The organism is Klebsiella terrigena (assembly GCF_006539725.1).
In the GTDB taxonomy this organism is placed as follows: Bacteria; Pseudomonadota; Gammaproteobacteria; order Enterobacterales; family Enterobacteriaceae; genus Klebsiella; species Klebsiella terrigena.
In genome coordinates this window covers 365,788-384,951 of record NZ_BJNO01000002.1, presented here as the reverse complement: position 1 = coordinate 384,951, position 19,164 = coordinate 365,788, and the positions used below count along the sequence as shown (strand labels likewise).

General features: G+C 56.2%; 20 protein-coding genes and 1 pseudogene. 9 read left to right on the top strand and 12 right to left on the bottom strand.

Annotation, left to right across the window (positions count from 1 at the left end; genetic code table 11):
* Positions 1-69 precede the first annotated feature (69 nt).
* Positions 70-1,350 (top strand): YeaH/YhbH family protein, encoded by a 1,281-nt coding sequence (locus RTE01_RS04645; RefSeq protein WP_041145101.1) that lies wholly within the window; start codon positions 70-72, stop codon positions 1,348-1,350.
* A gap of 201 nt (positions 1,351-1,551) precedes the next feature.
* On the opposite strand, the gene RTE01_RS04640 is transcribed toward RTE01_RS04645, so the two are convergent.
* The gene (locus tag RTE01_RS04640; protein ID WP_041145100.1) at positions 1,552-1,854 is read right to left on the bottom strand and encodes a putative quinol monooxygenase; all 303 of its coding nucleotides are present in this window, start codon (positions 1,852-1,854) and stop codon (positions 1,552-1,554) included.
* 263 nt (positions 1,855-2,117) lie between these two features.
* A complete protein-coding gene (locus RTE01_RS04635; protein ID WP_041145099.1) occupies positions 2,118-2,429 on the bottom strand; it encodes a hypothetical protein in 312 nt (103 codons plus the stop codon).
* Positions 2,430-2,775: 346 nt separating this feature from the next.
* Between RTE01_RS04635 and RTE01_RS04630 the strand changes: the two genes are divergently transcribed.
* Both RTE01_RS04630 and RTE01_RS04625 read left to right on the top strand, forming a co-directional pair.
* Entirely contained in the window at positions 2,776-4,308 is a 1,533-nt protein-coding gene (locus tag RTE01_RS04630) for an EAL domain-containing protein (RefSeq protein ID WP_115193083.1), read from the top strand.
* 318 nt (positions 4,309-4,626) lie between these two features.
* On the top strand, positions 4,627-6,399 hold the full coding sequence (locus tag RTE01_RS04625) for a sensor domain-containing phosphodiesterase (protein WP_134525643.1): 1,773 nt from the start codon (positions 4,627-4,629) through the stop codon (positions 6,397-6,399).
* 160 nt (positions 6,400-6,559) lie between these two features.
* Here the strand turns inward: RTE01_RS04625 and ampC are convergent, their stop codons facing one another.
* Positions 6,560-7,717 carry a class C beta-lactamase gene (ampC, locus tag RTE01_RS04620; protein ID WP_141334734.1) on the bottom strand — a complete coding sequence of 386 codons (1,158 nt, stop codon included), beginning with the start codon at positions 7,715-7,717 and terminating at the stop codon, positions 6,560-6,562.
* 128 nt (positions 7,718-7,845) lie between these two features.
* Between ampC and ampR the strand changes: the two genes are divergently transcribed.
* Entirely contained in the window at positions 7,846-8,715 is an 870-nt protein-coding gene (gene ampR / locus RTE01_RS04615) for a LysR family transcriptional regulator AmpR (RefSeq protein WP_041145095.1), read from the top strand.
* A gap of 82 nt (positions 8,716-8,797) precedes the next feature.
* On the opposite strand, the gene RTE01_RS04610 is transcribed toward ampR, so the two are convergent.
* Together RTE01_RS04610 and RTE01_RS04605 are read right to left on the bottom strand one after the other, a co-directional pair.
* Positions 8,798-9,358, bottom strand: coding sequence for a nucleotidyltransferase family protein (locus RTE01_RS04610; RefSeq protein WP_134525641.1), 561 nt, complete (start codon positions 9,356-9,358; stop codon positions 8,798-8,800).
* A gap of 98 nt (positions 9,359-9,456) precedes the next feature.
* Positions 9,457-10,341, bottom strand: coding sequence for a LysR family transcriptional regulator (locus RTE01_RS04605; protein WP_115193087.1), 885 nt, complete (start codon positions 10,339-10,341; stop codon positions 9,457-9,459).
* Positions 10,342-10,538: 197 nt separating this feature from the next.
* Here RTE01_RS04605 and RTE01_RS04600 point away from each other — a divergent pair, with 197 nt between their 5' ends.
* Complete coding sequence (locus RTE01_RS04600) at positions 10,539-11,675, top strand: alpha/beta hydrolase (RefSeq protein WP_123551289.1); 1,137 nt, start codon at positions 10,539-10,541, stop codon at positions 11,673-11,675.
* Positions 11,676-11,875: 200 nt separating this feature from the next.
* Complete coding sequence (locus tag RTE01_RS04595; RefSeq protein ID WP_134525639.1) at positions 11,876-13,069, top strand: MFS transporter; 1,194 nt, start codon at positions 11,876-11,878, stop codon at positions 13,067-13,069.
* Here RTE01_RS04595 and RTE01_RS04590 read toward each other — a convergent pair whose 3' ends face one another.
* Positions 13,070-13,276 carry an AzlC family ABC transporter permease gene (locus RTE01_RS04590; protein ID WP_227503281.1) on the bottom strand — a complete coding sequence of 69 codons (207 nt, stop codon included), beginning with the start codon at positions 13,274-13,276 and terminating at the stop codon, positions 13,070-13,072.
* A gap of 96 nt (positions 13,277-13,372) precedes the next feature.
* Here RTE01_RS04590 and RTE01_RS04585 point away from each other — a divergent pair, with 96 nt between their 5' ends.
* Positions 13,373-13,648, top strand: a complete 276-nt coding sequence (locus RTE01_RS04585; RefSeq protein ID WP_228283744.1) for a type 2 periplasmic-binding domain-containing protein — start codon at positions 13,373-13,375, stop codon at positions 13,646-13,648.
* 68 nt (positions 13,649-13,716) lie between these two features.
* Here RTE01_RS04585 and RTE01_RS04580 read toward each other — a convergent pair whose 3' ends face one another.
* The 5 genes from RTE01_RS04580 to RTE01_RS26335 form a co-directional block, all read right to left on the bottom strand.
* Positions 13,717-14,061 (bottom strand): cupin domain-containing protein, encoded by a 345-nt coding sequence (locus RTE01_RS04580; RefSeq protein WP_076945314.1) that lies wholly within the window; start codon positions 14,059-14,061, stop codon positions 13,717-13,719.
* Between the two features lie 51 nt (positions 14,062-14,112).
* A complete protein-coding gene (locus RTE01_RS04575; protein WP_115193090.1) occupies positions 14,113-14,613 on the bottom strand; it encodes an AAA family ATPase in 501 nt (166 codons plus the stop codon).
* 51 nt (positions 14,614-14,664) lie between these two features.
* Complete coding sequence (locus RTE01_RS04570; RefSeq protein ID WP_141334732.1) at positions 14,665-15,414, bottom strand: SDR family NAD(P)-dependent oxidoreductase; 750 nt, start codon at positions 15,412-15,414, stop codon at positions 14,665-14,667.
* Positions 15,415-15,482: 68 nt separating this feature from the next.
* Positions 15,483-16,172, bottom strand: a complete 690-nt coding sequence (locus tag RTE01_RS04565) for a helix-turn-helix transcriptional regulator (RefSeq protein WP_134525637.1) — start codon at positions 16,170-16,172, stop codon at positions 15,483-15,485.
* 55 nt (positions 16,173-16,227) lie between these two features.
* On the bottom strand, positions 16,228-16,728 hold the full coding sequence (locus RTE01_RS26335) for a hypothetical protein (protein WP_255313504.1): 501 nt from the start codon (positions 16,726-16,728) through the stop codon (positions 16,228-16,230).
* A gap of 103 nt (positions 16,729-16,831) precedes the next feature.
* On the opposite strand from RTE01_RS26335, the gene RTE01_RS04555 reads away from it, so the two are divergent.
* A complete protein-coding gene (locus tag RTE01_RS04555) occupies positions 16,832-17,275 on the top strand; it encodes a MarR family winged helix-turn-helix transcriptional regulator (RefSeq protein ID WP_227699850.1) in 444 nt (147 codons plus the stop codon).
* A 54-nt stretch (positions 17,276-17,329) separates the two neighbouring features.
* Positions 17,330-17,908: a TetR/AcrR family transcriptional regulator gene (locus RTE01_RS04550; protein WP_134525635.1), complete on the top strand. Its 579-nt coding sequence runs from the start codon at positions 17,330-17,332 to the stop codon at positions 17,906-17,908.
* Here the strand turns inward: RTE01_RS04550 and RTE01_RS04545 are convergent.
* A pseudogene (locus RTE01_RS04545) lies at positions 17,884-18,991 on the bottom strand (iron-containing redox enzyme family protein). The gene RTE01_RS04550 and the pseudogene RTE01_RS04545 sit on opposite strands and share 25 nt — an antisense overlap.
* Positions 18,992-19,164 lie beyond the last annotated feature (173 nt).

Sequence of the window (19,164 nt, the reverse complement as noted above, 5' to 3'; positions counted from 1 at the left end):
CGGGGTAAGCAACGCAAATGCGGCTTGAAGTATGACGTGTATGGTTGGCAAATGCAGTACGGGGGGCATATGACCTGGTTTATAGACCGGCGCCTGAACGGAAAGAATAAAAGTGCGGTGAATCGCCAGCGCTTTTTGCGTCGCTACAAGGCGCAGATAAAACAGTCGATCTCTGAGGCTATCAACAAGCGCTCGGTGACCGATATTGAGAGCGGAGAATCCGTCTCTATTCCGACGGATGATATCAACGAACCGATGTTTCATCAGGGTCGCGGCGGCCTGCGCAATCGCGTGCATCCCGGCAACGACCATTTTGTGCAAAACGACCGTATTGAACGCCCGCAGGGCGGCGGAGGCGGCGGCGGTAGCGGCCAGGGGCAAGCCAGCGCCGACGGCGAAGGCGAAGATGGGTTTGTCTTTCAGATATCCAAAGACGAGTATCTCGACCTGCTGTTTGAAGATCTCGCCCTGCCGAATCTGAAGAAAAACCAGCAGCGGCAGCTTACCGAGTTCAAGACGCACCGGGCGGGCTTTACCGCTAACGGCGTCCCGGCGAACATCAGCGTGGTGCGTTCGCTGCAAAACTCGCTGGCGCGACGTACCGCTATGACCGCCGGCAAGCGCCGCGAACTGCGCGCGCTGGAAGCGGATCTGGACGTCATTAGCAAAAGCGAGCCTGCGCAGCTGCTGGAAGAGGAGCGTCTGCGCCAGGAGATAGCCGAGCTGCGGGCGAAGATTGACCGCGTGCCGTTTATCGATACCTTCGATCTGCGCTATAAGAATTACGAAAAACGGCCCGAGCCCTCCAGCCAGGCGGTGATGTTCTGCCTGATGGACGTTTCCGGCTCAATGGATCAGGTCACCAAAGATATGGCCAAACGTTTTTACATCCTGCTGTATCTGTTCCTCAGCCGGACCTATAAAAACGTCGAGGTGGTCTATATCCGCCACCATACCCAGGCAAAAGAGGTGGATGAACACGAGTTTTTCTATTCGCAGGAAACCGGCGGCACTATCGTCTCCAGCGCGCTGAAGCTGATGGATGAAGTGGTTAAAGCGCGCTACGACCCGTCGCAGTGGAATATCTACGCCGCGCAGGCGTCGGACGGCGATAACTGGGCGGACGACTCGCCGCTGTGTCACGAGCTGCTGGCGAAGAACATCCTGCCGGTGGTGCGCTACTACAGCTACATTGAGATAACCCGCCGCGCCCACCAGACGCTATGGCGTGAATATGAACATCTGCAGACGACCTTTGAAAACTTCGCCATGCAGCATATACGCGACCAGGAAGATATCTACCCGGTGTTCCGCGAGCTGTTCCATAAGCAGGGCACCACCACCAGCTAACCCTAAAAAATCAGCCAGTTAATGCTATTTTCTGGCTGATTTTCTCACCGCCGCCGTAGAGCTATTCTCCCCTTGCCGCAGCGCTTCTTCCCGTTTCACCATGCCCCTGCGCCTAAAGCCGCCTCGGGCCATCCGTCGCCGGGAAGACTAGTACGAACGCCACGGCGGGTCGCCTGAGCAATTATAGAGCTGGTGCCGGCTTTACTCACCCGTCGGGTTCACCTGACCGTTCATCAGGATATATCGGGCCTCTTCCCGCTTGTGCCGGTCGATCAACGGGACCAGCCGTCTGAAATGCTCGCTGGCACAGTGGGCATCGAGGGCCGCATGGTCTGGCCACTCCTCGATAAAAATGAAATGTCCGGGGTCCTTTTCATCAGTATAGAGATCGTAGGCGATGCACAGCGGCTCCAGCCTGGTTGCCGCGACCAGCTCCCGGTATAACGGCAGAACGGTTGCAACGCATTCGAGCTTGATAAAATCTTCGGCAATGACTTTTAGCATAGGGTCCTCTCAGTGAAAACGGATACGCAATCGTCCCGGGGATGACCGGGACTTCGGCCGCACCGGGCCCGTTCGCGCCGACTTCCGTCATTTTTTGCTGGCAGCAGCATAGCGTTTGCTCTCGGGAAGTGCACGACGGCACGTCCTTCCCGGCAGAAAGTCAGCCGCCCCGCAAGCCCTAATCAGGCCTTTAGCACTGCGCAGCGATGGCCAATGTGAAAGCAAATCCGGGCAACCGGTAGACGGGTGCCGTGGAGATCAAGTCAAAGCGGTGAAACAGCTTCGACAACGTGCTGGAAAACGTAAGGATCGGAAAGGAGCTCAAACTCTTCGTCGTCCGGGTAAGTCACTGCCACGTGATAGTTTTCTCCCGCGAATTCCTTTACCGAATGCAGATCCTGCCAGTAGGTTGCCAGAAAGAAATGCTCCCGGTCTCCCTGGGTTTCCCGGCGTACGAACGCCCCCCGGTTTCCGCGTATGCTCCTTGAATGCTCCACGCCGGTCCTTTCAAGGTGCTTCGCAAAACCTTCCGCATGTTTAAGCGGAACACAGCCGTGCCAGGTCCTGACAATCATCAATTCTTCCTCGTGTGATGCTAAAGATATAACCATACCTCTGGAAAGCACCTTATGGTTTTTCCCGGAAGCGTCGCTGCGTAGTTCGAAAAAACTCAGGGTGCCAGCACAGGCTTCTTCACGGCTGTCGCTCCGCTTTTCGCTCACCGCTGACCCGCAACGCAAGGCCATCGCCCGCTTCAAGCCTGGAGCTTAACCTCTCAGAATAAGTACCGGTTTCCTATGATATATTTCACTGTTAATGATGGTTAATTTAAATTTTATCAACCATGCTTTTTATAATGATAAAACCAGGCACTTCTGATGCCCCAGAGAAGTCGGCTTCGAACTTACCCAGGATATATAAATGCGCAACACGCTTATTCCCATTGTCGTAGCCGTGGCAATGTTTATATTGGGTGTTTTTATTCTGAATACACAATTCTGGTATACCGAGCGCGCAGACAGACTTGCTGGCGCAGAGCATGCGGTAAAGAATATGAATGTGATTCTTAATGAAGCCAGGCTTGCCACGCGGACGGCAATGAGTATTGTCGAAAAAGGCTGTGGCCCGGAAGAGCAATATCGGCTCGGCAGCGAAGCATCACTGCAGCCCCATCTCAGAACGATCATTATTCTTCGCCAGGGCGTGGTCTGGTGTTCATCACTGCCGGGGAATCGCGTGCTACTTGTTAACGTTTCCGCATGGCCGAATTCACCTTTGTTCCTCATACCTGCCAGCGGCACCGTAAACGGTCTGCCTGTTCTTTTAATTCAGACAGAATTTGCTGACAGCCGTATCATCGTCACCGTGAGCGACAAGCATATCAGGGATGCCCTGGACATCCCGCTAAAAGGCGCCGGGTACGCACTGAAGGTAGGAAATACTCTCTTAGGTATCTCGGGTGACGTCACCAAGGTAAATGAAGCGCAGCATCATCTTCTACACCTTGCGGCTACAGAATATCCCTTCAGCATTCAATACGACCCCACTGCGTTTTTCAGTCTGCAAAACCTGCTGAATATGCTCAGCCGGGCCGGAGGTGTATTACTGTTTTTACTGCTGATGTCCTGCCTTGCCGCTTATATTCTGAAGAAGTATCTGACTAAAAATACGTCCCCTGAAGAAGAGCTCCACCGGGCAATTGACGAGGGTGAAATCGTCCCTTTTTATCAGCCCATCGTCAATGGCAAAGACGGCACGCTGCGTGGTGTGGAAGTGCTGGCCAGATGGCGGCATCCGCTAGAAGGCGATATTTCACCGGCGTCATTTATTCCTGTAGCGGAAAAATCAGGGTTGATCGTGCCGTTAACGCAAAGCCTGATGGCTCAGGTTGCGTCTGATATGAACACCATCGCCAGTAAATTGCCGGAAGGCTTCCACGTTGGGCTTAACTACAGCGCTTCCCATATCGCTGCACCGACATTCCCTGAAGAGTGTCTGAAATATAAGGACAGTTTCAGCCGGCGCGATTTGAACCTGGTCATTGAGTTGACGGAGCGTGAGCCTTTGGAGATCAATGAAACACTTGTCCAGACTTTCAAGAAACTGCATGCAAATGGTTTTGCCATTGCGCTTGATGATTTTGGCACCGGCTACTCCGGGCTTTCCTACCTGCAGGACCTTCATATCGATTACATCAAAATTGATCAAAGTTTTGTCGGCAGGGTAAATGAGCATGAGGACTCGACGCTTATACTGGATTCCGTACTTGACCTGGCACATAAACTCTCGATAAGCATCGTTGCTGAAGGTGTGGAAACGCAGGAGCAGCTCGACTATCTCATGCGCAAAAAAATCACATTTATGCAGGGGTACTATTTCTTCAGGCCCGTCCCTTTCGCTGAATTAGTCACTATTTTGTTATCCAAACCGAAAGTACGGGTGCAGGTTGAGTGACAGGATCGGCCCGGCATTCTGGCCGACGAGATAAACAATCGTTAACGCCCCCCTCTCGCTGTAAGTCCGACAGCAGCCTGCTTCGCGCCATCTGTCACGGATGTTGTCCGATCGGGTGCAGGCCACCGCCGTGCGGCAGGCCGTTCCAAAAACGTCAGGAGGACGTTACTTTTCGCAGACAATCAATGGCAAACATTCTAATGTGTATGGGGCCAGACGGGCGATGGTACCCGTGTTGACACCTATAGTGAGTAAAGAGACCTACGCGACCATCAGGTTTGGATGACCAAAAAATAGACTGCAGCGGGGAGCGTTACTATGTTGACTAATCTCAGCAGTGATGACAGGAAAAGACGCGCGGCGATTGACCTGTTGAAAAATCCTGACGAAGGCCGGGACGACGCGTTAAAAAAATACACGCATCTGGTCTGCCAGCTGCTGAAAATGCCGATGAGCTTTGTGTCGGTTCTCGATGATGAAAAGCAATACATCAAATCCGCTCAAAATATCACCATCACGGAAACCAGCCTGGGCGAGGCATTTTGCGTACAGACCGTGAAACAGGGCGAAACGTTCATTTGTCATGATACACATCAGCACCCGGCCTTTCGTCGCTATCAGGCGGTCAGAGAAGCGCCATTCATTCGCTTTTATGCCGGATGCCCACTGAAAACCCAGGACGGGATACCCGTGGGCACCCTGTGCGTCTTAGATACTCAACCCAGAGTGCTTTCGGACGAGCAGATCGGTATTTTAGAGACGTTCGCCCAGCTGATAGCAGATTTTTTAGCGTCCTGGCACGCTGTCGGCTTCATCGATGTTGTCACGCTGTTACCCAATCGACAGCGACTTCTGAAGGACATCGACGTTTCGGCGGTGAGCACCTTCAGGCTCGTCATCATTGACTGTATTGATATGCCATTTGCCTACGAGATGGCCCGCTCATTGGGGATGATTGCCGTAGAAAATCTACTTCGTGATATGGCCGTAGAGCTGCAGGCTCGGCTGCCGTTGGAGGGGAAACTTTACGCCGTGGCGGTCGGACGATTTGCCTTTTACACCCATACGCAAAAGACTCTGTCACTGGAAAATATCGCCTTAAGTCTTCAGGGAACCCAGGCCAGGCTCAACCCGGAAGTCCCCCTGGATTTGGATATCCACATGGGTGACTCCGGACTTTGTGATAACACCCTGACGCCGAATGAAATTCTGCGTCGTGCGATCAGCGCACTGCATGAGGCGATAAGCCAGAAACACCGTTTTAGTACCTATGATGACGCTCTCGATACCCGCAAGAAGAGTGACTTCAGCCTTCTGACCGAACTCAGGCAAACGCTGCAGGAAAACCAGGGGTTATATCTCGTCTATCAGCCGAAAATCTCGCTGTTGACGGGGCGTGTGACCGGTGCTGAAGCACTGCTAAGATGGCAGCATCCTAAAAACGGCGAAGTGCTGCCGGGAAAATTTATTCCTCTGGTCGAAAAGACCGGCCTGATGCGTGAACTCACGGCATGGGTAATCGATCACACTATCGCGCAGCTGAGTGCCTGGCGACGCCGGGGGCTTTCGCTTCCCGTGTCAATAAACCTGGCCGCCAGTGATTTTTCGCGACCCGATTTCGCTGAGCAGCTTGAACAGAAATTGCGGGATGCGCATCTGGATCCATCCCTGCTGGGGGTCGAGTGTCTGGAGACAGAGAAGATGCTTGAAAGTCCGGCCGCCCTTAACGGACTGGAGATGCTCAAACAACGCGGTTTTAAAATATCGCTGGATGACTTTGGTTCCGGATACAGCAACATTAACTACCTGCGGCAAATTCCAATGGACATCATCAAGCTCGACCGCTCTATTGTGAATAAAATTGACCGCGACAAAGCCAGCCTAATTATTGCGCGCAACGTTATCAGGCTGCTCAAGCAACTGGATTATGTCGTCCTGGCCGAAGGCGTCGAGGATGGCAAAACGGCTGAGATTTTAAAAGACCTGGGCTGCGATGAAGTTCAGGGATATTTTTATGCCAGGCCGATGGCATCTGCTGCCTTTGAAGCCTGGTACCAAGCCAGAAACGAAGCGCGGGAAAATAAGCCCTGAAGCGAACGCATTATCAGGGTAAAGGCGAAGGCTCTGCCGCTGCACGGGACGGGGTAAACCCCGCCCGTGCATATTAACCCGCGCCCCGTTACCGCTGGCGTTTAAGCGGCTCACCGAAATACCGCGGCGCCCGAAGAGCCTATCTTGCGGGCGCACGGATTTACTGCAAAGCGTTGAGGATGGTATATCCGGCGGTGATGCGCGCCGGGTTCGGGTAGCTCTTATTCGCTAACATAACAATCCCCAGCTGCAGCTGCGGGATAAACGCCACATAGGCGCCGAATCCCCCGGTAGAGCCGGTTTTATGTACCCATGAGGCGGCGACCGCCGGGACCGGCGGTTCTATCGCCGCTGCCGGATGCGGGGCCAGCGCCACCGCGTTATCGCCGCCTTTCGCTATCGCCGCGCCATTGACCGGCCAGTTGAGCATCTCCCAGCCCAGCCCCTGATACATATCGCCAATCCGCCAGTAGCGCGCCTGCGCCATCTCGAGGCCTTTTCTGAGCGTGGGGCTGCCGGCCTCCCGGGGGGCCATATTGGCCTGTAGCCAGGCGGCCATATCCGTAATCGTTGATTTCACCCCGTAGGATTCGGCATCCAGCATACCGGGTGAAACGTGCACCGGCTGGCCGCTGCGATAGCCCCAGGCATAGTTTTTCTCTTCCGCAGCCGGAATGTTAATCCACGTATGGTTGAGCTTCAGCGGCCGCAGGACCCGCCGGCTCATGGCGTCTTCAAAACCGAGCCCGGAAGGCTTCACTGCCAGCATGCCGAACAGACCGATGCTGCTGTTGGCATAAACACGCATGCTGCCCGGCGCCCACTGCGGCTGCCAGCGCCGGTAGAAATCGAGCAGCGAGGCCCTGTCCGTAACGTTATCCGGCACCTGTAGCGGCAGCCCGCCTGCGGTATAGGTTGCCAGATCCAGCAGCGTTATCCCCTGCCACCGCTTGCCGTTAAGCTCCGGCCAGTAGCGGCTGGCGTTGTCGCTGAGCTTGATTTCGCCGCGGGCCACGGCGTCTGCGCCCAGTACGCCGGTGAAAGTTTTGCTCACTGAGCCAAGTTCAAACAGCGTGTCCGTCGTGACCGGGCGGCCGCTGCCGACGTCCGCTTTGCCCCAGGTAAAATAGTACCGCTGGCCCTGATAAATAACCGCCACCGCCATGCCAGGGATCGCCTGCTCTTTGAGCAGAGGCTCGATGGTTTGGGTGACCACCTGAGAAATCTGCTGCTCGGTGAGCGTCTTCGGCGCAGCAAGACTTGCCGCGGTGAGCGAAAGCGCGGACAGTGCCAGAACGCCGTTCAACATTTTGTGCATGGGTAAAACCTTCCATAGAGTGAGAGAGAGTTCAGGGCCTGAAAACGCGCTAAGTCTGTGGGCTTTGACTCGCTCTGACAAACGATTAAACTTATCATCTACCTGCAGTTTTTCTAACACATACGGCCATGACCAGAAGCTATCTCCCACTGAATGCCCTACGCGCTTTCGAAGCCGCTGCCCGGCACTTAAGCTTTACTCGCGCAGCCGTTGAGCTCAACGTCACGCACTCTGCTATTAGTCAGCAGGTAAGATCGCTGGAAGAACACCTTAATTGTCAGCTATTTGTGCGGGTATCGCGCGGGCTGACGCTGACGACAGAGGGCGAAAACCTCCTGCCGGTGCTGAACGGTTCTTTCGACATCATCGCCGACACGCTCGATCGTTTTAGCGCCCCGCAACGGCGAGAAAAACTAAAAATAGGCGTCGTCGGAACATTTGCGGTGGGGTTCCTGCTGCCCCGGCTGGAGGATTTTCGCCGCTGCTGCCCGCATATCGACCTGCATCTGTCGACGCATAACAACCGGGTCGATCCCGCAGCCGAAGGGCTGGACTATACCCTTCGTTTCGGCAACGGCGCCTGGCACGATACCGAGGCCATATTCCTTTGCGATGCGCCGCTCACCGCGCTCTGCACGCCGGCGATAGCCCAGACGCTCTACAAACCGGCGGATGTGCTTAAGTACACCTTGCTGCGTTCCTATCGCCGCGACGAATGGGCAACATGGATGACGACGGCCGGTGAAGCCCCGCCAGCACCGACGCATCCGGTGATGGTTTTTGACACCTCGCTGGCGATGCTGGAGGTGGCGCAGTGCGGGGCCGGGATTGCGATTGCGCCAGCCAGCATGTTTAGCCATTTGCTCAGCGCCGGGCGCATCGTGCAGCCGTTCCCGACGGAGATTGATTGCGGTGGATACTGGCTCACCCGGCTGCAGTCGCGCCCCGAAACTGCCGCCATGCGCGACTTTGCTGCCTGGATAGCGAAGCAGTGGTAAGCCATGACGCTATTCATTGCGAAAAATGTCCGCGGTTCGAGAGTGACGCCCATCAGGAACATGCCCGTTCGCCCTGCTCCGGCTATCCGGGAACAATCAGCTGCAGCAGGGGATAACGCTCAACCCATCTTTTGGCGGCAACCCGGTGTTTAAATACGGACAACCTTTGCTGCTCAAACTGCGGCGTCGGCCTTAGGCGGAGCGCGAATAGATCGGCAAGGCCGTAGGGAGCAATAACCTCAATCAGGCCCGTGTCGCCAATTCTGACGGCGACAGCGGTGGCCGTTTCAGGCCAGTAGCGGATAGCATCCTCCGTAGAGCGGTACGGCGCATTGCCGCTATGGTGATGCATTCTGGCCTGGTTCTTCACCGACCAGTCGAACGCGGGGCTCACTTGATTAAGCGCGGCTTCCAGAAGGCGATCGCCATCGGCAGCGCAGCGCGCAGCGTCAAACCACACCACGTCAACGTCTCCGCCGACGGGCCGCTGGCCGTATCCGTGCAGGTGGTCCCAGACCGCATCCCGCACGAATCCGGCGCCGATCCAGCCGTCGTTGAGCCTTAAGGTTTGAACGGCATAAAGCGCCTTCATCCTCACGGCATCGTCTAACAACACTCTCTGCAACGCCTGCTGATATTCCATCGTCTTCCTCACCTGTTCCCTTCCGGCTATTGTCGCTTTAGCCCCCGCAGCTCGCTCCGGGTTCCCTGATGCCCTGCATTAAACTGTCGCGGCGCGCCTCATATCTTCAGTGTATCAATGACGATTCTCAGGGCCGGCGACACGTTGCGATGGGGATAATAGAGGAATGAGCCCTCCATGCGCAGGCTGTAGGGCTGCAGCACACGGATAAGCACGCCGCGCGCTAAATCATCGGCCACCAGCTCTTCGGGAACATAGGCCAGCCCCAGGCCTAGCCGGGCGGCCTCTGCCTCCATGTAGCTGTCGGAGAAGACCCACTGCCCCTGCGGTCGGTGGGTCATTTTTTTACCGTCAAGATTGAGCTCCCACTGGTACAGGCTTCCGTCGCCAAACTGATAGGCAATACAGGGGTGCGCCGCCAGCTCAGCCGGAGTTTGCGGAAAGCCGTAGCGACGGAAATGCTCGGGAGTGGCGACAACGACCATCTCCATATCCGGCGTAATGCGTACCGCGATCATGCCGCTGCCCACCTCCGGCCCCAAACGGACGCCCGCATCGAATCTCTCGGCAATAATATCGACGAAGCGGCTTTCACTCATCAGCTCCAGCCGGATATCGGGATAGCGTTGCTTAAATACCGCGAGCTTTGGCAGGAGGCATTTATCAATGGCGTGCTGGCTGGCATTGATGCGCACCGTGCCGGACGGGGTCTGACGATAGTGCGCCAGCGTGGCAAGCCCCGAATCTAAGGCGTCAAATCCGGACTCGGCCGTCTGGTAGAGCTGCTCGCCCGCCTGCGTCAAGGATAACCTGCGCGTGGTGCGTACCAGAAGCTGGACGCCCAGCCTTTCTTCGAGCTCGCGAACGGAACGGCTAATTCCCGACTGCGCCAGCCCAAGCCGCTGGGCCGCTGCGGTGAAGCTCCCCTCCCGCACCACCTGCATAAACAGGTAGAGCTCATTATAGTTTTCCCGTTTGGCCACCAGCGCCTCCTGCGGTGCCGGGCGACATCTCGCCCGCTTCACCGCCCTTTCTATAACAATATGATATTAATCCTAGCACTTTACCCCCTCTAATCAGCACTATTTCTGCTAACTATAATGAGCTCCATGAAACAAAGCACCGCAGCGTTGTCCGGATGAAACCTGTACCTGTATCCTTTTTTCCAGGGGAATTTTTGATGAATACTTTCACCAAAAAACTGACGTCCGCTATACCTGCGATGCTGCTATGTGCATCATTAAGTGGAGTCACGACAATGAGTTATGCTGATACGACCAATCCAAATGCGCCCGTTTCGATGGTTGAGAAATGGGATAAGACCTTCGCCGAAAGCAGTAAGGTGGATCACCGTAAGGTGTCATTCCAGAACCGGTATGGCATAACCCTGGTGGGCGATCTTTATCTCCCCAAACAGCGGGGAGATCGCCGGCTGGCGGCAATCGCGGTCAGCGGGCCTTTTGGCGCGGTGAAAGAGCAATCCAGCGGCCTGTATGCGCAGACTATGGCTGAGCAAGGCTTTGTGACGCTGGCGTTCGATCCCTCCTATACCGGCGAGAGCGGCGGTCACCCCCGCAACGTCGCCTCCCCGGATATCAACACCGAGGACTTTAGCGCGGCGGTTGATTTCCTCGGCTTACAAAAAGAGGTCGATCGCAACCGTATTGGCATCCTCGGCATCTGCGGCTGGGGCGGGATGGCCCTGAACGCGGCGGCAATGGATACCCGCATTAAGGCGGTCGCTACCAGCGTGATGTACGACATGAGCCGGGCGATGGGCCACGGCGTTGGCGAAGGCAAAGACCGTTATTCCACGGCCGATCGCCGCGCCGTCCTGCAGTACCTGAACGAGCAGCGCTGGAAAGATGCGCAGAGTGGAACCTTCGCCCATGCCGGTCACGACATCTACGTCGACCAGAACGGCAAAGCCAGCGCTGCAGAACGTATTCTGCCTGAGACCCTCCCCGCCGATCCTCACCCGGTGCTGAAAGAGTTCTTTGACTACTACCGAATGCCGCGCGGTTTCCACGAACGTTCGGTGAATTCCACCGGCGCATGGACGGCGACGACGCCTTTATCGTTTATGAATATGCCGCTGCTGAGCTACGCCAGTGAAATCACCATCCCAACGCTTATCGTGACGGGGGAAAAGGCCCACTCGCGCTACTTTGCGGAAGATGCTTTTAAAGCCGTCGGCAGCAAGCAGAAGGCGCTGGTTATTGTGCCGGGCGCGAACCACGTGGACCTCTACGACAACGTCGCCGGTAAAATACCTTTTGCGCGCTTCGAGCAGTTCTTCAAAGACGGCTTAAAGTAGAAACCTCGAAAGCTAACCTTTGACAAGCCGCCGGACGCTGGCCGGCGGCTTTTATTCCGACGCCTCCAGGCAGATGTTATCGAGCCCCGCTGACAGCATCGCACTTCATCCTTATCCATAATGTTGATCGCTATTGCATAAATAGCGTCCGTTCCGGCGCGAGCACCGCCAGCCCGGGGCGATATTCAGAGATGTAGCCCATGTCCATACTGAACCCTGTAACACCCCGCGCTAAAGAGCACGCCCACTGGGGCGGCATTTTTGCCATGACCCTGTGCGTTTTCGTGCTGATTGCCTCGGAATTTATGCCGGTCAGCCTGCTGACGCCGATTGCCAAAGATTTGGCCGTGACCGAGGGGCTGGCAGGCCAGGGAATTGCCATCTCCGGGGCGCTGGCGGTCCTGACCAGCCTGACCCTTTCCGCTATTGCCGGCAACCTGAATCGCAAATACCTCCTGCTGGGAATGACGGCTCTGATGGCGGTGTCGGGGATCGTTATCGCCCTCGCCTCCAGCTTTGCGATCTACATGGCGGGACGAGCCCTGATTGGTATTGCCATCGGCGGATTCTGGTCGATGTCTGCAGCCACCGCCATTCGCCTTGTGCCGCAGCACCAGGTCTCCCGCGCGCTGGCTATTTTTAACGGCGGTAACGCGCTGGCGACGGTGGTGGCCGCGCCGCTGGGTAGCTATCTCGGGGCGACTATCGGATGGCGCGGAGCCTTCCTGTGCCTGGTGCCCGTGGCGATCGTCGCCTTCATCTGGCAGTGCATCAGCCTGCCTAATATGGCGGGCAGCACAAGCCGCGCGCCGCGCGCAAACGTCTTTCGGCTGTTCGGCCGCCCGGTGGTCGTCATGGGCATGTTTGCCTGCGGCCTGTTCTTTATGGGGCAGTTTGCGTTATTTACCTACGTGCGCCCGTTTCTGGAGACGGTAACGCGGGTAAATAGCTCCGGCCTGTCGCTTATCCTGCTCACTATCGGGGTGGCGGGTTTTGTTGGCACGCTGTTCGTCTCCGCGTTCCTCAACGCGAGGTTTTACCTGACGCTGATGGCCCTGCCTCTGCTGATGGCCGCCATCGCCGGGATGCTGATACTGGCCGGGCACAGCCTGTGGATGGTTGCCCTGCTGCTGGGCCTCTGGGGGATGTTTGCCACCGCTGCGCCCACCGGATGGTGGACATGGGTAGCCCTCACCCTGCCCGAAGATGCCGAGGCCGGAGGTGGGCTGATGGTCGCGACGATCCAGCTCTCTATCGCCCTGGGTTCGACGGCAGGCGGCGTTGTGTTTGACCATTTCGGCTGGCAGTACGCTTTTGCGATGAGTCTCGCGCTGCTGCTCGGCGCCGTCGTGCTGACGTTTTTCACCGCCCGTCAGCAAGCCGACGCGCGTTAATCACCGTCTGACGAATGCTGAGACAAGGATCCCATAGCGCTTAGCCGGGGATAAATAGCGTAGCCACGGATACAGCGTGGCCCCCATTAGCAGATGCCTGGCATTGATCGCGAAAACGGTCGCCGCAAGCGTGACTAGCGGCACCGGCTCTCCCCACAGGCCAAGCGCGGCGAACTGGGCGTAGCCGGCGAAAACCAGCAGGCTCATCATGGTCGCCGTAAGATGGCTTAGGCCCTCCTGCGAGGCCGCGAAGCCAAAGGCAGCGCTATCAACGCACTAGCCCTACAGGGACGCCGGTATAAAGTGGTTTATAACAGCTCCAGCCTCTCAGGCCAGATTGCGGCAGTGGAGAGCGGGCTGGCGGTCGCGGTGCTGACCCAGTGTAGCGCCCCGCCGCACCTGCAAATTTTGGGCAGGGAGCAGCAGCTCGGGCCGCTGGAGCCGATGGCGGTGGCCTTATACCGAAGCCGGGCGTCAAAAGAGTCTCTGGCGGTCGGGAGCCTGTATGAGTCGCTGCTGAGGACGCTGAGAACGTCGGCGGCGGACCCTTTCGCTTATCGCGACCCCGAGCAGCGCTGACGGCCCGTTTTATGCCCCGGACGATCGCCGCTAACTCATCGCGCCCGGTGCCAGCCCGGGATTGGTTGTCAGGATGGCGCGAGGTCGGTTCGATCGCCGCGCGTCGTCGGATGGGAGATAACGATAAATTCCACCGCAGAATCGCTATCGTTTCTCGCCTGGTGCTCTGACCCGGGGGGAATTTCCAGCCCCTGCTGAGCGCCGATCTCGTGCCTCTTCCCCGCCAGCTCCATGGTAAGAACCCCCTGCAGCACGAAGAAGAACTGTCTGGACAGGCAATGATAGTGGCGCTTTTCGCAGGTGCCCGGCGGCATTTTTTCGTGAATAATGAGCATGTCCTGGCGGTTGAGCAGATACCAACCGTCGCAGCTATCGCCCCAGACATAATGCTCAGCGTTCTCTTTTGAAATCATCGCCCTGCTCCTTTTTTGAGCTATCCACCTCTCGGGGAAGTGACTGCAAGCTTACCGAGCAAGCGCGGCGACCGCCAGCGTAACGCATTGCTCAACGGACAGTTTTCCGCTGTCGAGCACCAGCCGCTCTCTGTTCCAGGGCTCATAATGCAGGCCGGTAACGTTATGCCACTCCGGCAGGATTAATCCCTTGACCTCTGATGTCCGGGTTTCGACTCGCCGGCGATGTTCATCCCTGTCGGAGCACACCACTTCTATCTCTAAGAAGTCGCGCCCCGTAGAGCGCGCAACGTCGCGGTAAGCATCGCGCGTGAGGGTCAGGGGGTTCACCGAATCGGCAACGACCGTCGCCCCCATCTTGAGGTTTTCCCTCGCCACTGAACAGGCGACAAAGTAGCCCTCAGGCCCCATCTCCCGCGGATGTTCATCCGCTTCGCGGATTGCCTGCTCGATGGTGTCTATCCGCAGATAGAAGGCGCCGAGTCGCTTCACCAGCGCCTGCGCAATCGTGCTTTTCCCGCTACCGGGTAAGCCGCTGAAAATAATGAACATCGTTGGTCCTTAATCTCCTTTTGGTCGGAGAATATCGTCTCAGGCAAGCATTTACTCCGCCAGGTAGCCGCCATCGATGGGATAGACGCCTCCGCTGCAGAACCCTGACTTTTCTGACAGCAGGAACAGGATAAAATCTGCCACCTCCTGCATTTTAGCCATTCTCTTTAGCGGATGGCTATTCGCAAAGGCGCGCTGAACGTCTGCGGGCAGTTGATTTATACGCGGCGTGCTGACGTATCCCGGAGCCACGGCGTTGACCCGCAGGCCCTGCTGCGCAAACTCCAGCGCGGCGGTTTGGGTGAGGCCAATAACGCCGTGTTTGGCCGTCGTGTAGGGCGCCAGCCCGGGAATACCGACCAGGCCATTGACTGAGGATAAATTCACGATCGCCCCGCCGCCGGATTTCAGCAGCAGCGGAATTTCATATTTCATACAGTAAAACACGCTGCTCAAAGAGGTGGCGATCACCTTCTCCCAGTTATCTATCGTCTGCTGCGCAATATTTTTATTACTTTCGCCGGTGATTCCCGCGTTATTAACCGCATAATCCAGTCTGCCAAAGCGGGACACCACCTCATCGATCATCCGCCTCACCTGCTCCGGCTGCGAAACATCGCACGCGATACCGGCGGCGGTGCGTCCATCCGCTGACAGCGATTTAGCCTTGCGCTCCGCCTGTTCGCGGGATCGACCGACCACGATCACCCGCGCCCCCGCCTGGTGTAATTGCTCCGCGACCACCTCACCGATGCCGGCGGTGCTGCCGGTCACTATTGCCACTTTGTGTTGAAAGCTCATGTTCGCTCCTGTAGAGAATGATGTTTTTTGCTCTACAGGAGTATATGAAAAGGCAGTGACAGCTTTTGTCAGTACTCGTCGTCCAGGCGAAGTCCCTCCTGCGCCCTCCATTTTCGCAATAAGCCGATCCTGCTTTCGTTATATTTATCGGCAAGCAGCGCGATTTGTATTATCCGGTCAGTTCTGAAGTGGCGAAAATCTTTTCGCAGTTCGCACCATCCGGCCAGCAGCCAACACTCCTCCATATAAACCAGCGCCACCGGCCATATTACTCGGGAGGAGCGCCGCTCGTTTTTAGCGCAATAGGCTATTTGAACTTTATGTCGGTGATTAATTGCGTGGCGCAGCTCAGGGAAAAAAGCCTCATCTCTTTCACCCGGCCCGGTCAGCAATGACTGATACTCGATATGCTCCTTTAATTTATCAGGCGTCACCGAATGTATTTTAGCCAGCGTGCTTTTAGCGATCCTTTTAAAATCCGCATCGGTATTATGACAAACCCAGCTTAGCCCGAGCGTCAGGGCGTTAATTTCCTGGGCCGTAAAAACCAGAGGCGGCAGATGATAGTCCGACTTAATCATATATCCCATGCCGGAACTGCCCTCAATGCAGACCCCCTGCTGCTGGAGCGTCTGAATATCCCGGTAAACGGTGCGCACGCTTATCGCCAAATTTTCTGCAAGGGTCGATGCGGTAACCGGATAGCGGTGCTCCCGCAGGATCTGGAGCATTTCAAGGAGCCTTTGCGTGCGGGTCATCGCGTTTTCCTGTTATTCGCCGTGCCTCGTTGTGCACTTTGCCCGGCAGCGGGTGTTAATACCGGGACGGGCGCAGAGAATCAAACGCCGATCGGCAACGGCCTGATAATAGATAGCTGAAGAATACCCCATTCCTCAATGCGGCGGCATCTATCGCAGGCCTGACTGCAGACCATCTTTGAAACTCGCGGGCGGAGGCCAGCCGTGCGTTATCGGATAGCTGAGATGAGGCATCGATCTGCCGGTTATTAACCCAGCGCACGGACAGCGGCGTAATAATGGCGGCAACCACCGACAGCGCGGCAATTAACAGATAGCCGGACGACAGATTAATATGCTGCAGCATCAGTCCCATAATCACCGGGCCGACGAACATTCCCAGCGAGTAGTTTGATTCGCTCACCACCGGTTCGAGGTGATACGTTGTCTCTTTATGCGCCCAGCGCAGTGCTGAAAAGCCGCAGCCCGGCGAAAGAGAAGAGTAAGCCCTGCGCGTCGGGCAAACGACGGCCGGTGCGCCTCCCGCCGAGCGGCCAGGGTGAGGATTCTGCGCCACACCGCGCAAAAATACCCCGCCGCCGTTCTTTATCTCTCTGATAAATTCCCTTAAAATTTTATCTGTTGCGCAAGATAATCAACAGCAAGGTAACTTTCTCGCTATGAAAACGCAGACGCGACGGGAAATCGGCACTCAGCTTTCATTCGCGCTTTACGGCGCGGCCAGCCGCATGAACCGGCTGCATAAGCCTTTCCTCGATCCGCTGGGGCTTACCTTCCCACAGTATTTAGTCATGCTTGAACTTTTTCGCATGACGCCCCGTACGGTGGGTGACATTGGCAACAGTCTCGGCATGGATACCGGAACCATTACGCCGGTATTGAAACGTCTTGAGCGCGCAGGACGCATCTGCCGCACCCGCGACAGCGCGGATGAAAGGCGCGTTCTCATCACCCTGACCGATGAAGGGAACGCCCTGCAGGACAAACTTTGGTGCATAAGCGAGCGCATAGAATCCGCCTGCCGGCTATCGGAAGCCGAGCTGGCGGAGCTTCTTGACGCCCTCAATCATTTTGCGCAACCGGCTAAAAGAACCGCAGGGTGAGTGCTGCGGGAGAAGAGAACAGAGATGACGTTAAAGAGCTCGACAGGAACCAGCATGAAGCCAAAACAGGCGGACATTATCCGCCAGTCCACGTCTCTGTTTAACAGGGAGGGATATCAGTCGCCGAGCATCGATCGTATTTCGGAGAACGCCGGCATCTCCAAAATGACGTTCTATCGTTACTATCCGGATAAAGAAGCGCTCATCCTGGCCATTTTACAGCTGAAAGAGCACGAGTTTATGCAGGCTCTGCAGAGCATTACTGCGGATAAACCCTCTCCGCGAGAGAAGCTGTTTGCCGTGTTTGAGTACTATAACAACTGGTTCACCTGCGAGGATTTCCACGGCTGCATGTTTACCCGCGCGCTGTTCGAATATGGCACCTCGTCCCCGGCAATCCGCGAGAAATGCTCGCGGTTTAAATCGCGCCTCTACCAGTTTTTCCGCGATATTTTGCGGCTAATCTTAAAACCGGAGCCAGCCGAGCGGGTGGCAATGATGATGGTCATGCTTATCGACGGCGCAATCGCCGCCCAGCAGGCGGAGTCGTCAGAGTGTCGGGAGATCCCCCCGGGTATGACGGCCTGGAGCGCGGCGAAAGCGCTTATTTACTCCGAAGGTGGAACGCTCTGATCCTCACGCCGCGCCGGGCGCATCCAGCGCCTGCAGGGACTCGAGCAGGCGATCGTAGTAATCGCAGCACGTCTGAAGTCGAAGCGCCGCGCCGGCGTAGACCTCCTCCAGCGCCGCCGGATATTTTTTGCCGATGGGGACAATAACGTTATTCAGCCATCCGTCGGCATGGCCGATATCCACCGTGATGTGTTCCGAATAGTAATGCACGTCGCGCTCCGTCAGGCCAATGCGGCGGCACCCTGCAACGAGTTTCTGATACTGCGGCGGATCCAGCAGCTCCGTCATCGCCATTACGCCAAGGGATTTATAGTAATGCTGCCGGTTAACGCCGCCGAGCATGAAAGCGTTGTATCCGGCGAGCCCCTGCCAGTCATACAGATGGGCGAAATGGTTATCGGGTAAGGCAATATCCCGGCGTTTCAGCAGATCCTTATACAGATTGACGTGGGTGATCTCATTGCTTCCCTGGCCTATCTCATCCCAGAGGTTTTGCGCAATCTCCGCGCGGGTTTCCGGCATAGAGCCCACCAGCCCCATCGCCACCAGATCGAAGAACAGCAGGTTCAGCGCGCTATCGCTTTTGAAAAAATACTCTATTTGCGCTTCTGAAGCGCAAGCGGAGAGAAAGTCGAAAAGCGGATGGTGCGAGGCCGGGTGCCTCTGACATAAATCACGCAGCTCTTCGACGATATTCCCGGCGTTCAGTACCGGCTTATGGGCAATAAAACGTTTGTTTTCTGCCCGCAGCCACTCTGACTCAATATAGCTTCTTACCGCAGAGAGCAGAGGGTGGAACTGGTTCTGCGCCGGCGCGGATAGCGGCTCAGCCAGCCAGGCCTGATAAAGCTTGAACAGCGCACCGTGGGCGCACTTTCGTGCCTCGGGGTCGCCGGCGGAAAAAGCCCTGGCGCAGGTGTTCTCCGTAAGATGCCAGACCCTGTCTGCGAGCAGCGGATTGGCCGTTAGCTTCAGCGAAAGTGCATTGCTGTGGATGAGCTGGTCGATCGTTTCATCCAGAGAAGGCATCGACACAGAGCCATGACGCTCGTTACCGGTGAAATCATTCTCATTGGTACGCATTAATTTATCCCTGTAAAATGCATGGTATATATACGTTATAGTACAGCCATACACGCCGCAATAAGATTTTTAGCACACCCGCAATAAATAACTAAACCAATGATAATAATATAAAAATTTCTAAACTTTATTTTATATTAAAAAAAAGTTGATGTTGTTAAAATTTTAACGTT

Bases quoted from the DNA above. Each gene is read 5' to 3' on its own strand.
- ampR (WP_041145095.1), top strand. From the start codon at position 7,846: ATGACCAGAAGCTATCTCCCACTGAATGCCCTACGCGCTTTCGAAGCC.
- RTE01_RS04555 (WP_227699850.1), top strand. From the start codon at position 16,832: ATGAAAACGCAGACGCGACGGGAAATCGGCACTCAGCTTTCATTCGCG.
- RTE01_RS04580 (WP_076945314.1), bottom strand. From the start codon at position 14,061: ATGATTTCAAAAGAGAACGCTGAGCATTATGTCTGGGGCGATAGCTGC.
- RTE01_RS04550 (WP_134525635.1), top strand. From the start codon at position 17,330: ATGAAGCCAAAACAGGCGGACATTATCCGCCAGTCCACGTCTCTGTTT.
- RTE01_RS04595 (WP_134525639.1), top strand. From the start codon at position 11,876: ATGTCCATACTGAACCCTGTAACACCCCGCGCTAAAGAGCACGCCCAC.
- RTE01_RS04570 (WP_141334732.1), bottom strand. From the start codon at position 15,414: ATGAGCTTTCAACACAAAGTGGCAATAGTGACCGGCAGCACCGCCGGC.
- RTE01_RS04575 (WP_115193090.1), bottom strand. From the start codon at position 14,613: ATGTTCATTATTTTCAGCGGCTTACCCGGTAGCGGGAAAAGCACGATT.
- RTE01_RS04590 (WP_227503281.1), bottom strand. From the start codon at position 13,276: ATGAGCCTGCTGGTTTTCGCCGGCTACGCCCAGTTCGCCGCGCTTGGC.
- ampC (WP_141334734.1), bottom strand. From the start codon at position 7,717: ATGCACAAAATGTTGAACGGCGTTCTGGCACTGTCCGCGCTTTCGCTC.
- RTE01_RS04625 (WP_134525643.1), top strand. From the start codon at position 4,627: ATGTTGACTAATCTCAGCAGTGATGACAGGAAAAGACGCGCGGCGATT.
- RTE01_RS04640 (WP_041145100.1), bottom strand. From the start codon at position 1,854: ATGCTAAAAGTCATTGCCGAAGATTTTATCAAGCTCGAATGCGTTGCA.
- RTE01_RS04610 (WP_134525641.1), bottom strand. From the start codon at position 9,358: ATGGAATATCAGCAGGCGTTGCAGAGAGTGTTGTTAGACGATGCCGTG.
- RTE01_RS04635 (WP_041145099.1), bottom strand. From the start codon at position 2,429: ATGATTGTCAGGACCTGGCACGGCTGTGTTCCGCTTAAACATGCGGAA.
- RTE01_RS04630 (WP_115193083.1), top strand. From the start codon at position 2,776: ATGCGCAACACGCTTATTCCCATTGTCGTAGCCGTGGCAATGTTTATA.
- RTE01_RS04600 (WP_123551289.1), top strand. From the start codon at position 10,539: ATGAATACTTTCACCAAAAAACTGACGTCCGCTATACCTGCGATGCTG.
- RTE01_RS04565 (WP_134525637.1), bottom strand. From the start codon at position 16,172: ATGACCCGCACGCAAAGGCTCCTTGAAATGCTCCAGATCCTGCGGGAG.
- RTE01_RS04645 (WP_041145101.1), top strand. From the start codon at position 70: ATGACCTGGTTTATAGACCGGCGCCTGAACGGAAAGAATAAAAGTGCG.